Here is a 14,943-nt window from a genome sequence, read left to right on the forward strand (position 1 = left end):
CATGAGCAAATTCTGGAGTCCGTTCGTTCGTGATCTCGTGCCTTACGTGCCGGGCGAACAGCCGAAGCTGACCAAGCTGGTCAAACTCAACACCAACGAAAACCCGTATGGCCCGTCGCCCAAGGCCATCGACGCCATGCGCGCCGAGGTCAACGACAACCTGCGTCTGTACCCTGACCCGAACAGCGATCTGCTCAAGCAGTCCGTTGCGCGCTACTACGGGGTTGAGTCCAATCGGGTGTTCCTCGGCAACGGTTCGGACGAAGTCCTGGCCCACGCCTATCACGCGTTCTTCCTGCAGGAAAAGCCGCTGCTGTTCCCGGACATCAGTTACAGCTTCTACCCGGTCTACTGCGGCCTGTACGGTGTGAACTACGAGGCGGTACCGCTGGACGAGCAGTTCCAGATTCGCGTCGAAGACTACGCGCGGCCGAATGGCGGGATCATCTTCCCTAATCCGAACGCGCCGACCGGCTGCCTGCTGGCGCTGGATGCGGTCGAGCAGATCCTCAAGGCCAGCCCGGATTCGGTGGTGATCGTCGACGAGGCATACATCGACTTCGGCGGCCAGACGGCCATCAGTCTGGTGGATCGCTATCCGAACCTGCTGGTGACCCAGACTCTGTCCAAGTCGCGTTCGCTGGCCGGTCTGCGGGTCGGTCTGGCGGTCGGCCATCCGGATCTGATCGAGGCACTGGAGCGAGTCAAGAACAGCTTCAACTCGTACCCACTGGACCGCATGGCGATCGTCGGTGCAGCGGCGGCGTTCGATGACCGCGAGTACTTCGAGGAAACCTGCAAGCGGGTGATCGACAGCCGCGAGAAGCTCACGACGCAGTTGCAGGCCAAGGGCTTTGAAGTGCTGCCATCGGCGGCCAACTTCATCTTCGCCCGCCACCCGCAACACGACGCGGCGGGCCTTGCGGCCAAGGTTCGCGAGCAGGGCGTGATCGTGCGTCACTTCAAGCAGGAACGCATTGCCCAGTTCCTGCGCATCACCATCGGCACGCCTGAGCAGAATCAGGCGCTGGTGGATGCGTTGGGCGATCTCTGACGGGTTGCCGCCAGCCAATAAAAAACCGCCTCTTGGGGCGGTTTTTTATGGGTGGCGACTGTCCGGACGGCGCAGATGGCATGTCGGGCAAATGGCTTTTGTGGGAGGGAGCCCTGCTCGCGAATGCGCCCGCTCAGACACTACCGCGCTGTCAGATATGACGCCTTCGCGAGCAGGGCTCCCTCCCACGGCCTTCGGCCAGAAGCAGATCGCGCCAATCAGTCTTCGGCCGCAGGCGTGACGTTCTGTGGCGGACGCAGGCCGACTTCGGCCATCAGCTTCAATTCCTTGCCATTGCGGATCACCTGAATCGCGATCTTTTCCGATGGCTTGGTGCGCGCCACCTGGTTCATCGACTTGCGTCCGTCGCCGGCCGGTTCGCCGTTGATGCTGAGGATCACGTCACCCAGTTGCAGGCCGGCTTTCTGCGCCGGGCCGTCACGGAAAATCCCGGCGACGACGATGCCCGGACGGTCTTTCAGGCCGAACGATTGCGCCAGTTCCGGCGTCAGTGGCTGCACTTCGATGCCCAGCCAGCCGCGAATCACCTGACCGTGCTCGATGATCGACTTCATCACTTCCAGTGCCAGCTTGGTCGGGATGGCGAAGCCGATGCCCTGAGAACCACCGGACTTGGAAAAGATGGCGGTGTTGATGCCGGTCAAGTTGCCGTTGGCGTCCACCAGCGCGCCGCCCGAGTTGCCGGGGTTAATCGCTGCGTCGGTCTGAATGAAGTCTTCATAGGTGTTCAGGCCCAACTGGTTACGGCCCGTGGCACTGATGATGCCCATGGTCACGGTCTGGCCCACGCCAAACGGGTTGCCGATGGCCAGCGCGACATCGCCGATGCGGATGCTGTCGGAGCTGCCCAGGGTGATCGACGGCAGATTTTTCAGGTCGATCTTCAGCACCGCGAGGTCGGTCTCCGGGTCGCTGCCGATGACCCGAGCCACGGTTTCCCGGCCATCCTTGAGCGCCACCACGATCTGGTCGGCGCCGGAGGTCACGTGGTTGTTGGTCAGCAGATAGCCTTCCGGGCTCATGATCACCGCCGAACCCAGGCTCGATTCCATGCGCCGTTGCTTGGGCAGATTGTCACCGAAGAAGCGGCGGAACTGTGGGTCTTCGAACAGCGGATGGTTGGGTTTGTTGGCGACCATCTTGGTCGTGTACAGATTGGCGACCGCCGGTGCGGCGCTGCTCACCGCGTCGGCATAGGACACCGGACCCTGCTGGATCAGCGCGGTCTGGGGCGCCTGTTGCAGGTTGACGTCCTGACTGGGCAAGCCCACCCACTCCGGGTAGCGCTGGATAATCAGTAAAGCGATAAGCACACCAGCGAGCAATGGCCAGCCGAGAAAACGCAGCGCTTTGAGCATTGAGCAAGATCCTGAAGGTAGATACGCGCGGCATTGCGAACCGTTTTGTCCTGCCTGCGCCATAATGGCGGGCATTATACGAGGACCGGCACGGTCTGAACTGCATATTTAGGAGACTTTTATGGCTGTCGCGCTGAGCACTCTGGTCGAAGAGGCGGACCGCTATCTGGGCAGCGCCCGCATCCAGGATTATTGCCCCAACGGCCTGCAGGTCGAAGGTCGCCCGCAGGTGTCGCGGATCATCTCTGGCGTCACCGCCAGTCAGGCGCTGCTGGATGCTGCGGTCGAGGCCAATGCCGATCTGATCCTGGTCCACCACGGTTATTTCTGGAAAGGCGAGAACGCCTGCATCACCGGCATGAAGCAGCGTCGTCTGAGGACCTTGCTCAAACATGACATCAGCCTGCTGGCTTACCACCTGCCGCTGGACCTGCACCCGGAAGTCGGCAACAACGTACAACTGGCCCGTCAATTGGACATTACGGTGGAGGGCCCGCTGGACCCGGATAACCCGAAGATCATCGGCCTGATCGGTTCGCTGGATGAACCGGTCACTGCCCGGGATTTCGCCCATCGGGTACAGACCGCGCTGGGCCGTGAACCGCTGTTGATAGAAGGCAGCGAAATGATTCGCCGGGTCGGCTGGTGTACCGGTGGCGGGCAGGGCTACATCGATCACGCCATCGCGGCCGGTGTTGACCTGTTCCTCAGTGGCGAGGCCTCCGAACAGACCTTCCACAGTGCCCGGGAAAACGACGTCAGCTTCATTGCTGCCGGTCATCACGCTACCGAACGCTACGGTGTGCAAGCGCTCGGCGACTATCTGGCGCGGCGTTTCGCGCTGGAGCATCTGTTCATCGATTGTCCGAATCCGATCTGAATCGACGAAGAGGGGCAGCGGTTTGACGCTGTAGCAGTCCGGCTTGCCGGCGGTCGCGATTTCACAGGCGTCGCCGCCGGCAAGCCGGACTGCTACAGACTGATGAGAGGCCCGGCGTCCAAATCAGGGGCTATATGGTTATATCTTTTAGGTCTATTGGGGTCGCTGATTAGAATCAAGGCCCATGATAAAGTGCGGCGTTCGATAGAGCCCGCAGGCTCTCCATAAAGTACGTTATCCCGTGAGTAACCATGGTCGACAAACTGACGCACCTGAAACAGTTGGAGGCGGAAAGCATCCACATCATCCGCGAGGTCGCCGCCGAGTTCGATAACCCGGTGATGCTCTACTCGATCGGTAAAGACTCTGCCGTGATGCTGCACCTGGCACGCAAGGCCTTCTTCCCGGGCAAGCTGCCGTTTCCGGTCATGCACGTCGACACCCGCTGGAAATTCCAGGAGATGTATCGCTTCCGCGACAAGATGGTCGAGGAAATGGGCCTGGAGCTCATTACTCACATCAACCCTGAAGGCGTGGCGCAGGACATCAACCCGTTCACTCACGGCAGCTCCAAGCACACCGACATCATGAAGACCCAGGGCCTGAAACAGGCGCTGGACAAGCACGGCTTCGACGCCGCCTTCGGTGGCGCGCGCCGTGACGAAGAGAAATCCCGCGCCAAGGAGCGCGTGTACTCGTTCCGCGACAGCAAGCACCGCTGGGACCCGAAGAACCAGCGTCCCGAGCTGTGGAACGTGTACAACGGCAAGGTCAACAAGGGCGAGTCGATCCGCGTCTTCCCGCTGTCGAACTGGACCGAGCTGGACATCTGGCAGTACATCTATCTGGAAGGCATCCCGATCGTCCCGCTGTACTTCGCCGCCGAGCGTGAAGTCATCGAGAAGAACGGCACCCTGATCATGATCGACGACGACCGCATCCTCGAGCATCTCACTGATGAAGAGAAGGCCCGTATCGTCAAGAAGAAGGTGCGTTTCCGTACCCTCGGTTGCTACCCGTTGACGGGCGCTGTCGAGTCGGAAGCCGAGACCCTGACGGACATCATTCAGGAAATGCTCCTGACCCGAACGTCCGAACGTCAGGGCCGTGTCATCGACCACGATGGCGCCGGCTCCATGGAAGACAAGAAACGCCAAGGCTACTTCTAATTTCAGGGTCCACTCATGTCGCACCAATCTGATTTGATCAGCGAGGACATCCTCGCCTACCTGGCCCAGCACGAACGCAAGGAGATGCTGCGCTTTCTGACCTGTGGCAACGTCGACGACGGCAAGAGCACGCTGATCGGCCGTCTGCTGCACGACTCCAAGATGATCTACGAAGATCACCTGGAAGCCATCACCCGTGACTCGAAGAAGTCCGGCACCACCGGCGATGAGGTCGACCTGGCGCTGCTGGTGGACGGTCTGCAGGCCGAGCGCGAGCAGGGCATCACTATCGATGTCGCCTACCGCTATTTCTCGACGTCCAAGCGCAAATTCATCATTGCCGATACCCCCGGCCATGAGCAGTACACCCGCAACATGGCCACCGGTGCTTCGACCTGTGACCTGGCGATCATTCTGGTCGACGCCCGTTACGGCGTGCAGACCCAGACCCGTCGTCACAGCTACATCGCTTCGCTGCTGGGCATCAAGCACATCGTGGTCGCCATCAACAAGATGGACCTCAATGGCTTCGACCAGAACGTGTTCGAGCAGATCAAGGCTGACTACCTGGCGTTTGCCGAGCGCATTTCGCTCAAGCCGACCACCATGGAATTCGTGCCGATGTCGGCCCTCAAGGGCGACAACGTGGTGAACAAGAGCGAACGCTCGCCGTGGTACACCGGCAAGTCGCTGATGGAAATTCTCGAAACCGTCGAAATCGCCGGTGATCGCAATTTCTCCGACATGCGCTTCCCGGTGCAGTACGTCAACCGTCCGAACCTGAACTTTCGTGGCTTCGCCGGTACGCTCGCCAGCGGTGTGGTGCACAAGGGCGACGAAGTCGTCGTGCTGCCGTCGGGCAAGAGCAGCCGTGTGAAATCCATCGTCACCTTCGAAGGCGAGCTGGAGCATGCGGGTCCTGGTCAGGCCGTGACCCTGACCATGGAAGACGAGATCGACATCTCCCGTGGCGACCTGCTGGTACACGCCGACAACGTGCCGCAAGTGGCCGATGCCTTCGACGCCATGCTGGTGTGGATGGCGGAAGAGCCGATGCTGCCGGGCAAGAAGTACGACATCAAGCGCGCCACGTCCTACGTGCCGGGCTCGATTGCCAGCATCACCCATCGGGTCGATGTGAACACCCTGGAAGAAGGCCCTGCCAGTGCGTTGCAACTGAACGAAATCGGTCGGGTCAAGGTCAGCCTCGACGCACCGATCGCGCTGGACGGCTACGACAGCAACCGTACGACCGGTGCGTTCATCGTCATCGATCGTTTGACCAACGGCACTGTGGCGGCGGGCATGATCATCGCCAAGCCGACCACCGGCACCGGCGGTCACCATGGTGCGCTGGCCCATGTATCGGTTGAAGAGCGCACCCAGCGCTTCGGCCAGAAGCCGGCCACCGTGCTGTTCAGCGGCCTGTCGGGCGCCGGCAAGAGCACGCTGGCGTACGCGGTCGAGCGCAAGCTGTTCGACATGGGCCGTGCGGTGTTCGTCCTTGATGGTCAGAATCTGCGTCACGACCTGAACAAGGGTCTGCCGCAGGATCGCGCAGGGCGTACCGAAAACTGGCGTCGTGCCGCCCACGTGGCGCGTCAGTTCAACGAAGCTGGTCTGCTGACCCTGGCGGCCTTCGTGGCACCGGATGCGGCAGGGCGTGAGAATGCCAAGGCGCTGATCGGCGACGACCGTCTGATCACCGTTTACGTTCAGGCCTCGCCGCTGGTCTGCCGTGAGCGCGATCCGCAGGGCCTGTACGCCGCCGACAAGGACAACATCCCGGGCGAGTCCTTCCCGTACGACGTGCCGCTGGATGCCGATCTGGTGATCGACACCCAGTCGCTGAGTGTCGAGGAAAGCGCGAAACAGGTCATCGACCTGCTGCGTGCACGCGGCGCGATCTAAACTGCCCGCCGTACACAGAAACCCGCCGACGATGGCGGGTTTTTTGTGGGCTTCTTTCGTGGTTGCCACTTTTGGTATGACACTACCGTGAATTTGTGGGAGGGAGCCCTGCTCGCGAACGCGTCAGGTCCGACGCCTCGGCATCGGCTGATGTGACGCCTTCGCGAGCAGGGCTCCCTCCCACGGTCTGCGGCCAGAAGCAACCGCATCGATGTTTGTCGGACTGTAACGCATACAAAAAAGCCCGCCGCTGAATGCATCAGGGGCGGGCTTTTTGTGATGTTTGCGCTTTATTTCTTCAAGCCGTAATGCTCATCCAGCATGCCGGGGGTGTTCGGCATCTTGGGGGCGTAGTCACGCGGCGGCTCGGCGGCGGTGCGTGGCGGTGTCAGCCGGTCGCGTGGGGCCTGGTTCGCCTCGGGGTGCAGAGCGGCGAGCAGACGCTGGCGGGTCAGGTCGTCCAGGGCCAGACGGTTGGCGCCCTCGGCGAGGTGTTCCTGTACGTCCTGGTAGCTCTGGGACAGCTTGGACACCAGGTTAGCCGTGCTGTTGAAGTGAGTGACCACCTCGTTCTGATAGGTGTCGAAACGCTCCTGAACGTCATCCAGCTGGCGCTGGGTGCTGTTAGGCGCGGCGTTGGGCAGCAGACGTGCCGCAAAGAAACCGATGGCTACACCGGCGATCAGGGCAATGGTCGGCAGCAACCAAACTAAGAGCGAGTAATCCACGAGTCCTTCCTCTATAAACGGCTTTGCTTTACGTTAACGGCTCGAACCTGCGCTGTATAGCGGTGACGCGTCGCCGATATGCCAGCCACAGACATTCAGCTAGACGAGTCGACCCATTTCGAGGTCACGGAGTTCATTCTTGCTCATGCGTGAAACCCCTGTATTCATCGACGGCCCGGTGGGCCAACTCGAAGCCTTGTACCTGGACCTGGAAGGGGCCAAGGGTGTGGCGCTGATCTGCCATCCTAACCCGGTTCAGGGTGGCACCATGCTTAACAAAGTGGTTTCGACCCTGCAGCGTACCGTGCGCGATGCCGGTCTAATCACGTTGCGCTTCAACTACCGGGGTGTCGGCGAAAGCGCCGGCAGTTCGGACATGGGCCAGGGCGAAGTCGATGATGCCGAAGCGGCAGCACTGTGGCTGCGGGAAAAACATCCTGATCTGCCGATGACCTTGCTGGGCTTCTCTTTCGGCGGTTTTGTCGCCGCGACCCTGGGTGGTCGCCTCGAAGCACGCGGTGAAACCCTGAATCACCTGTTCATGGTCGCGCCTGCGGTCATGCGCATTGCCGACCCGGCCGCACTGCCGCAAAACGGCCCGATGACGCTGATTCAGCCGGAAAACGATGAAGTGGTCGAGCCGCAGCTGGTTTATGACTGGTCCGATGCGCTGTCACGCCCCCATGAGCTGTTGAAAGTGGCAGAATGCGGACACTTTTTTCACGGCAAGCTGACCGATCTCAAGGATCTGGTCCTGCCGCGTCTCTCGAATTGATCGCCGCACCCGGAATAAGCGACCTGCCATGACCACTCGTATCCTGACCGGTATCACCACCACCGGTACGCCCCACCTGGGCAACTACGCCGGTGCCATTCGCCCGGCCATCGTCGCCAGCCGCCAGAGCGACGCCGACTCGTTCTACTTCCTGGCTGACTACCACGCCCTGATCAAGTGCGATGACCCGCTGCGCATCCAGCGCTCGCGTCTGGAAATCGCCGCGACCTGGCTGGCCGCCGGTCTGGACGTCGACCGCGTGACCTTCTATCGCCAGTCCGACATCCCGGAAATCCCTGAACTGACCTGGCTGCTGACCTGTGTCGCCGCCAAGGGCCTGCTCAACCGCGCCCACGCCTACAAGGCCTCGGTGGACAAGAACGTCGAGAATGGTGAAGACCCCGATGCCGGCATCAGCATGGGCCTGTTCAGCTACCCGGTGCTGATGGCAGCGGACATCCTGATGTTCAACGCCCATCAGGTGCCTGTCGGCCGTGACCAGATTCAGCACGTGGAAATGGCCCGCGATATCGGCCAGCGTTTCAACCACCTGTTTGGCAATGGCAAGGAATTCTTCGTCATGCCCGAGGCGCTGATCGAGGAAAGCGTGGCGACCCTGCCGGGACTCGACGGTCGCAAGATGTCGAAGAGCTACGACAACACCATCCCGCTGTTCAGCAGCGCCAAGGAGATGAAGGACGCGATCTCGCGCATCGTCACCGACTCGCGCCTGCCGGGCGAAGCCAAGGACCCGGACAACTCGCACCTGTTCACCCTGTACCAAGCGTTTGCGAGCAAGGAGCAGAGCGCCGAATTCCGCAGCGACCTGCTGCAAGGCCTGGGCTGGGGCGATGCCAAACAGCGGCTGTTCCAGTTGCTGGACGGCGAGCTGGGTGAAGCCCGCGAGAACTACCATCGTCTGATTGAACGTCCGGCCGATCTGGAGGACATTCTCCTGGCGGGTGCGCAAAAGGCCCGTCGTATCGCGACGCCGTTCCTGGGTGAACTGCGTGAAGCGGTCGGCCTGCGTTCTTTCCGTTCCGCCACGCAAACTGCCGCCGCGACCAAGAAGAAAGCCGGCAAGGCTGCGCGTTTCGTCAGCTTCCGTGAAGACGACGGCAGCTTCCGCTTCCGCCTGCTGGCGGCTGATGGCGAGCAACTGCTGTTGTCGCGCAATTTCGCTGACGGCAAGGCTGCCGGTGCGGTGACCAAACAGCTGCAGCAGGGCGGTGATCTGGACATTCGGACGGAAGGTGAAGCCTTCACCGTCTGGCTGGAAGGCGCCTGTGTCGCCGACAGCCCGGTGTTCGCCGATGCCGCAAGCCGTGATGCGGCAATCGAGAGCCTGAAACTGGCGCTGGCGCCACAACAGGATTAATTGCCATTACAACGGGCCATCGCTACAGTGTCGGCCCGTTTTTGTTACCTAGCTAACGAAATTATGACGCCCCTAGAAAGCTACCAGAACGACCTCAAGAAACCTGAATTCTTCCACGATGCCGCGCAGGAAAATGCGGTGCGTCATTTGCAGCGCCTGTACGACGATCTGGTGGCCGCTCATCAGAGCAAGCCGGGTCTGTTCGGCAAGCTGTTCGGCAAGAAGGAAGCCGTGATGGTCAAGGGGCTGTATTTCTGGGGCGGCGTGGGACGCGGCAAGACCTACCTGGTCGACACCTTCTTTGAAGCGCTGCCGTTCCAGGACAAGATGCGTACGCACTTCCACCGCTTCATGAAGCGCGTGCACGAAGAGATGAAGACCCTCAAGGGCGAGAAAAACCCGCTGACGATCATCGCCAAACGGTTTTCCGACGAGGCGCGGGTGATCTGCTTCGACGAGTTCTTCGTGTCCGACATCACCGACGCCATGATTCTCGGCACGCTGATGGAAGAGCTGTTCAAGAACGGTGTGACCTTGGTCGCCACCTCGAACATCGTGCCGGACGGCCTGTACAAGGACGGCCTGCAACGTGCGCGCTTCCTGCCGGCCATCGCACTGATCAAGCAGAACACCGAGATCGTCAACGTCGACAGCGGCGTCGACTATCGCTTGCGCCATCTGGAGCAGGCCGAGCTGTTCCACTTCCCGCTGAACGAAGTCGCTCACGAAAGCCTGCGCAAGAGCTTCCGCGCGCTGACGCCGGAATGCACTCAGGCCATCGACAACGATGTGCTGATGATCGAAAACCGCCCGATCAAGGCACTGCGCACCTGCGATGACGTGGCGTGGTTCGAATTCCGCGAACTGTGCGACGGCCCTCGCAGCCAGAACGACTACATCGAAATCGGCAAGATCTTCCACGCCGTGCTGCTCAGCGGCGTCGAGCAGATGAGCGTCGCCACCGACGACATCGCCCGTCGCTTCATCAACATGGTCGACGAGTTCTACGACCGTAACGTCAAGCTGATCATCTCGGCGGAAGTCGAGCTGAAAGACTTGTACTCGGGTGGTCGTCTGAACTTCGAGTTCCAGCGCACCCTGAGCCGCCTGTTGGAAATGCAGTCCCACGAATTCCTGTCGCGGGCGCACAAGCCCTGATGCGCTGACCCTTGTGGGAGCCGGCTTGCTGGCGAAGGCGGCGTGTCAGTCGGCATCGTAGCGGCTGATTCGACGCCTTCGCCAGCAAGCCGGCTCCCACAGGATCGGTATCGGTGTTGTGTCAGATGGTTAATGAAAACGCCCCGCATCGTAGCGGGGCGTTTTCATTTCAGGCGGCCTGCTGGAACTGCTGGCGGTACTGGTTGGGCGAGAGCTCGGTGTGTTGGCGGAACAGGCGGGCGAAGAAGCTCGCGTCGTCGTAGCCAACCTCGTAGCTGATGGTCTTGATGCTCTTGCGCGAGCCCGAGAGCAGACCCTTGGCGGTTTCGATGCGCAGGCGTTGCAGATAGTGCAGCGGCTTGTCGCCGGTCGCGGTCTGGAAGCGGCGCATGAAGTTGCGGATGCTCATGCCGTGTTCGCGGGCAACGTCTTCGAAGCGGAACTTGTCGGCGAAGTGCTCCTCCAGCCAGTGCTGAATCTGCAGGATGATCACGTCCTGATGCAGTTTCTGCCCGCCAAAGCCCATGCGGCCCGGTGCATAGCTGCGCTGCACTTCATAGAGAATGTCGCGGGCCACGGTCTGGGCGACATTGGCACCGCAGAAACGCTCGATCAGATAAATGTACAGATCGCAGGCCGAAACCGTGCCGCCGGCGCAATACAGGTTGTCGGCGTCAGTCAGGTGCTTTTCCTGATTGAGCAAAACCTTGGGGAAGCGCTCGGCGAATTCGTTGAAGAAGCGCCAGTAGGTGGTGGCTTCCTTGCCGTCGAGCAAGCCGGCAGCGGCCAGCCAGAACACGCCGCTGGCTTCGCCGCACAGCACCGCGCCACGAGCATGCTGTTCACGCAGCCAGGGCAGGATTTGTGGGTAGCGCAGACGCAGGGCGTCGAAGTTGTCGACAAAGGCCGGCAACACGATGATGTCGCTGTCGTCGAGGACGCCGTCGACCGGCAATACCACATCACTGAAGCTGTGCACGGACTTGCCGTCCGGGCTGACCAGTCGGGTTTCGAAGGCAGGTTTCAGACCGTGGCCCAGTTGCTTGCCATAACGCAGGCTGGCCAGGTGGAAGAAGTCCTTGGCCTGGGTGAGGGTGGAGGCAAAGATTCCATCGATCGCGAGGATGCTGACGCGCCGCAACGGCACGTTTTGTTGTGTAGACATAATCTGTTGTTCTTATAAGGGAAAGTGGTCAATCAACGGCGTGATCGTCTTATTTTTTGTCGGATGTGTCCAGTGTCGTCGCTAAACGGGTCGGCATAGGCTCGTGTTTCATCCCGTCAGACGCGGCCTCCAGGCCAAGGATTTCCATGCTGCCAAGAACGCTCTTCAGCTCTGATCACGAACTTTTCCGCGACAGCGTGCGCAAGTTTCTCGAACAGGAAGCGGCGCCGTTCCATGCCCAGTGGGAAAAACAGGGGCACGTCGAACGTTCGTTGTGGAACCGTGCCGGCGAGCAGGGGCTGCTGTGTTCGCACCTGCCGGAAGAGTACGGCGGCATGGCGGCGGACTTTCTCTACACCACGGTGGTCATCGAAGAAATCTACCGGCTGGGCCTGACCGGCATCGGCTTTTCCCTGCATTCGGACATCGTCGCGCCCTACATCCTGCATTACGGCAGCGAAGCGCTGAAGCACAGATACCTGCCGAAAATGGTCAGTGGCGAACTGGTCACGGCCATTGCGATGACCGAGCCGGGCGCCGGTTCCGACCTGCAAGGGGTCAAGACCACCGCGGTGCTGGATGGCGATGAGTACGTCATCAACGGCTCCAAGACTTTCATCACCAATGGCTTTCTCGCCGATCTGGTGATCGTGGTCGCGAAGACTGACCCCAAGGCCGGCGCCAAGGGCACCAGCCTGTTTCTGGTGGAGGCGGGCACACCGGGGTTCGAGAAGGGCAAGCGTCTGGAAAAGGTCGGCATGAAGGCGCAGGACACCTCCGAGCTGTTCTTCCAGGATGTCCGTGTGCCCAAGGAAAACCTGCTGGGGCAGGCCGGCATGGGCTTCGCCTATTTGATGCAGGAGCTGCCGCAGGAGCGCCTGACAGTGGCGATCGGCGCGATTGCCTCGGCCGAGGCGGCGCTGCGCTGGACACTGGATTACACCCGCGAGCGCAAGGCGTTCGGGCAGGCGGTGGCCGACTTTCAGAACACCCGCTTCAAGCTGGCCGAGATGGCTACCGAGGTGCAGATTGGCCGCACGTTCATTGATCGCTGCCTGGAACTGCATCTGGAAGGCAAGCTGGATGTGCCTACAGCGGCGATGGCCAAATACTGGTCAACCGACCTGCAATGCAAGGTGCTCGACGAGTGCGTGCAGTTGCATGGCGGCTACGGCTTCATGTGGGAATACCCGATTGCCCGGGCCTGGGCGGATGCGCGGGTGCAGCGGATCTATGCGGGGACCAACGAAATCATGAAGGAGATCATTGCGCGGGCGTTGTGATCCATGACCCATAGCGCTTGAAGCACAACCTCCTGTGGGAGCGAATTTATTCGCGATCCGGCAGACGAATCACACCGCTGAGCCGTGGGAGGGAGCTAACTGTCTTAAGCGTCAAACCCGGCAATATCGCGCTGGCGGGCAAGCACGCTCCTACCGGTTTGGCGGCAATCCACAAAGCGTGTGGCTGACAGCGATCCTGTGGGAGGGAGCCCTGCTCGCGAATGCATCCTGTCAGTCGATGCTGTGACGTCTGAACTGACGCCTTCGCGAGCAGGGCTCCCTCCCACGGGGTTCATTTCGGGTCGACCGGATGCAACCTGTTACGGCGCCGGATTCGGCTGATCCTTGTGGATCGCTTCGATACCGGCCAGCACCGCTTCGGACAACACCAGCTCGGCGCTGGCGAGGTTGCTCTCCAGCTGTTCCAGCGTGGTCGCGCCAATGATGTTGCTGGTCACGAACGGACGGCTGGTGACGAATGCCAGTGCCATCTGGGCTGGGTCCAGACCGTGCTCACGGGCCAGGGTCACGTAACGGGCGCAAGCCGCTTCCGATTGCGGATTGAAGTAACGGGTGAAGCGGCTGTACAGGCTCAGACGACCTTTTGGTGGGCGCGCGCCGTTCTCGTATTTGCCGGACAGCATGCCGAACGCCATCGGCGAGTAGGCCAGCAGGCCGCATTGCTCGCGAATCGCCACTTCCGCCAGACCCACCTCAAAACTGCGGTTGAGCAGGTTATACGGGTTCTGGATCGACACCGGGCGGGTCAGGCCGTGGGTCTGCGACTCGGCCAGAAACTTCATCGTGCCCCACGGGGTTTCGTTGGACAGGCCGACGTGGCGGATCTTGCCGGCCTTGACCTGCTCATCCAGCGCCTCAAGCACCTCCAGCAACGGGGTGAAGTGCTCTTCATTGTGGGTGTAACCCAGCTTGCCGAAGAAGTTGGTGCTGCGCTCCGGCCAGTGCAATTGATAGAGGTCGAGGTAGTCGGTCTGCAGGCGTTTGAGGCTGGCGTCGACGGCGGCAACGATGTGCTCGCGGTTGAATTTCGGATGGCCATCGCGGATGTAGTCGATGCCGTTGCCGGGGCCGGCGATCTTGCTGGCCAGGATCCAGTCGGCGCGATCGCCGTTCTGTTTGAACCAGTTGCCGATGATCGTTTCGGTGCTGGCGTAGGTTTCTTTCTTCGGCGGGACCGGATACATCTCGGCGGTATCCATGAAGTTGATCCCTGCCGCTTTGGCCCGTTCGATCTGGGCGAAGGCTTCAGACTGAGTGTTTTGCTCGCCCCAGGTCATGGTGCCGAGGCAGATTGCGCTGACTTTCAGGTCTGTTCTGCCCAGTTGGCGGTAATCCATACAGCTCTCCTGATCAAAAGACCCATAAAAGCAGGTTGAAATTTTTTTCGCAATCTGCATAATTCCGCAGCTCTTTGTCGTGGGAGTGATGCCCCGCGACACAAGACTCCGCTGCGATCGAACGCGCTGACCCGAGCCCCCTATAGCGTTCGTGCCCGGCGGCCTTTGACTTGTCAAAGACCGTACTATTGAGTAAGCTCCGCCGTCTATTTTTCAGGGCGGCCCTTGAGGCTATAAAGAATGAAAACTTTTACCGCTAAACCGGAAACAGTAAAGCGCGATTGGTACGTCGTCGACGCTGCTGGCCAGACCCTGGGTCGTTTGGCCACCGAGATCGCGAGCCGTCTGCGTGGCAAGCACAAGCCGGAATACACTCCGCACGTTGACACCGGCGACTACATCGTCGTTATCAACGCTGAGCAAATCCGCGTCACCGGTGCCAAAAGCTCCGACAAGATCTACTACTCTCACTCCGGTTTCCCGGGCGGGATCAAATCGATCAACTTCGAAAAGCTGATCGACAAAGCTCCTGAGCGCGTGATCGAGACCGCGGTCAAAGGCATGCTGCCTAAGAACCCGCTGGGTCGCGACATGTATCGTAAGCTGAAAGTCTATGCGGGCGCTGCACACCCTCATACTGCTCAGCAGCCCCAAGGTCGGGAGTTTTCTCGGTGTAGGTCTTTTGGTCGGCGAGTCTTGTGTTGG

At 60.7% G+C, this 14,943-nt stretch carries 13 protein-coding genes; 9 read left to right on the forward strand and 4 right to left on the reverse strand.

Annotation, left to right across the window (positions count from 1 at the left end):
• Position 1 precedes the first annotated feature (1 nt).
• Positions 2 to 1,054: a histidinol-phosphate transaminase gene (gene hisC, locus ACIPL0_RS03720; RefSeq protein ID WP_400593528.1), complete on the forward strand. Its 1,053-nt coding sequence runs from the start codon at positions 2 to 4 to the stop codon at positions 1,052 to 1,054.
• Between the two features lie 218 nt (positions 1,055 to 1,272).
• Here the strand turns inward: hisC and algW are convergent, their stop codons facing one another.
• Complete coding sequence (gene algW / locus ACIPL0_RS03725) at positions 1,273 to 2,433, reverse strand: Do family serine endopeptidase AlgW (protein ID WP_400731298.1); 1,161 nt, start codon at positions 2,431 to 2,433, stop codon at positions 1,273 to 1,275.
• A gap of 121 nt (positions 2,434 to 2,554) precedes the next feature.
• Here algW and ACIPL0_RS03730 point away from each other — a divergent pair, with 121 nt between their 5' ends.
• From ACIPL0_RS03730 to cysN, 3 genes are all read left to right on the forward strand, one after another.
• Positions 2,555 to 3,313 carry a Nif3-like dinuclear metal center hexameric protein gene (locus ACIPL0_RS03730; RefSeq protein WP_400593522.1) on the forward strand — a complete coding sequence of 253 codons (759 nt, stop codon included), beginning with the start codon at positions 2,555 to 2,557 and terminating at the stop codon, positions 3,311 to 3,313.
• A 251-nt stretch (positions 3,314 to 3,564) separates the two neighbouring features.
• A complete protein-coding gene (cysD, locus tag ACIPL0_RS03735; protein WP_400593519.1) occupies positions 3,565 to 4,482 on the forward strand; it encodes a sulfate adenylyltransferase subunit CysD in 918 nt (305 codons plus the stop codon).
• Positions 4,483 to 4,497: 15 nt separating this feature from the next.
• Positions 4,498 to 6,393, forward strand: coding sequence for a sulfate adenylyltransferase subunit CysN (gene cysN / locus ACIPL0_RS03740; RefSeq protein ID WP_400593516.1), 1,896 nt, complete (start codon positions 4,498 to 4,500; stop codon positions 6,391 to 6,393).
• A 290-nt stretch (positions 6,394 to 6,683) separates the two neighbouring features.
• Here cysN and ACIPL0_RS03745 read toward each other — a convergent pair whose 3' ends face one another.
• Positions 6,684 to 7,121, reverse strand: a complete 438-nt coding sequence (locus tag ACIPL0_RS03745; protein ID WP_400593513.1) for a YhcB family protein — start codon at positions 7,119 to 7,121, stop codon at positions 6,684 to 6,686.
• A gap of 145 nt (positions 7,122 to 7,266) precedes the next feature.
• Between ACIPL0_RS03745 and ACIPL0_RS03750 the strand changes: the two genes are divergently transcribed.
• The 3 genes from ACIPL0_RS03750 (at position 7,267) to zapE (ending at position 10,432) form a co-directional block, all read left to right on the forward strand.
• Positions 7,267 to 7,896 (forward strand): alpha/beta hydrolase, encoded by a 630-nt coding sequence (locus tag ACIPL0_RS03750; protein ID WP_400593510.1) that lies wholly within the window; start codon positions 7,267 to 7,269, stop codon positions 7,894 to 7,896.
• A gap of 28 nt (positions 7,897 to 7,924) precedes the next feature.
• Positions 7,925 to 9,274: a tryptophan--tRNA ligase gene (locus tag ACIPL0_RS03755; protein WP_400593507.1), complete on the forward strand. Its 1,350-nt coding sequence runs from the start codon at positions 7,925 to 7,927 to the stop codon at positions 9,272 to 9,274.
• Between the two features lie 63 nt (positions 9,275 to 9,337).
• Positions 9,338 to 10,432, forward strand: coding sequence for a cell division protein ZapE (gene zapE / locus ACIPL0_RS03760; protein ID WP_400593504.1), 1,095 nt, complete (start codon positions 9,338 to 9,340; stop codon positions 10,430 to 10,432).
• Positions 10,433 to 10,601: 169 nt separating this feature from the next.
• On the opposite strand, the gene ACIPL0_RS03765 is transcribed toward zapE, so the two are convergent.
• Entirely contained in the window at positions 10,602 to 11,498 is an 897-nt protein-coding gene (locus ACIPL0_RS03765; protein WP_400593958.1) for a GlxA family transcriptional regulator, read from the reverse strand.
• Between the two features lie 245 nt (positions 11,499 to 11,743).
• On the opposite strand from ACIPL0_RS03765, the gene ACIPL0_RS03770 reads away from it, so the two are divergent.
• Complete coding sequence (locus ACIPL0_RS03770; RefSeq protein ID WP_400593501.1) at positions 11,744 to 12,880, forward strand: acyl-CoA dehydrogenase family protein; 1,137 nt, start codon at positions 11,744 to 11,746, stop codon at positions 12,878 to 12,880.
• 320 nt (positions 12,881 to 13,200) lie between these two features.
• Here the strand turns inward: ACIPL0_RS03770 and ACIPL0_RS03775 are convergent, their stop codons facing one another.
• The gene (locus tag ACIPL0_RS03775) at positions 13,201 to 14,238 is read right to left on the reverse strand and encodes an NADP(H)-dependent aldo-keto reductase (protein ID WP_400593498.1); all 1,038 of its coding nucleotides are present in this window, start codon (positions 14,236 to 14,238) and stop codon (positions 13,201 to 13,203) included.
• A gap of 240 nt (positions 14,239 to 14,478) precedes the next feature.
• On the opposite strand from ACIPL0_RS03775, the gene rplM reads away from it, so the two are divergent.
• The coding region (gene rplM, locus ACIPL0_RS03780) for a 50S ribosomal protein L13 (protein WP_400731300.1) at positions 14,479 to 14,943 on the forward strand (465 nt) is incomplete at its 3' end.

Origin of the sequence: Pseudomonas sp. NPDC090208 (assembly GCF_044746785.1) — a bacterium.
GTDB lineage: Bacteria > Pseudomonadota > Gammaproteobacteria > Pseudomonadales > Pseudomonadaceae > Aquipseudomonas.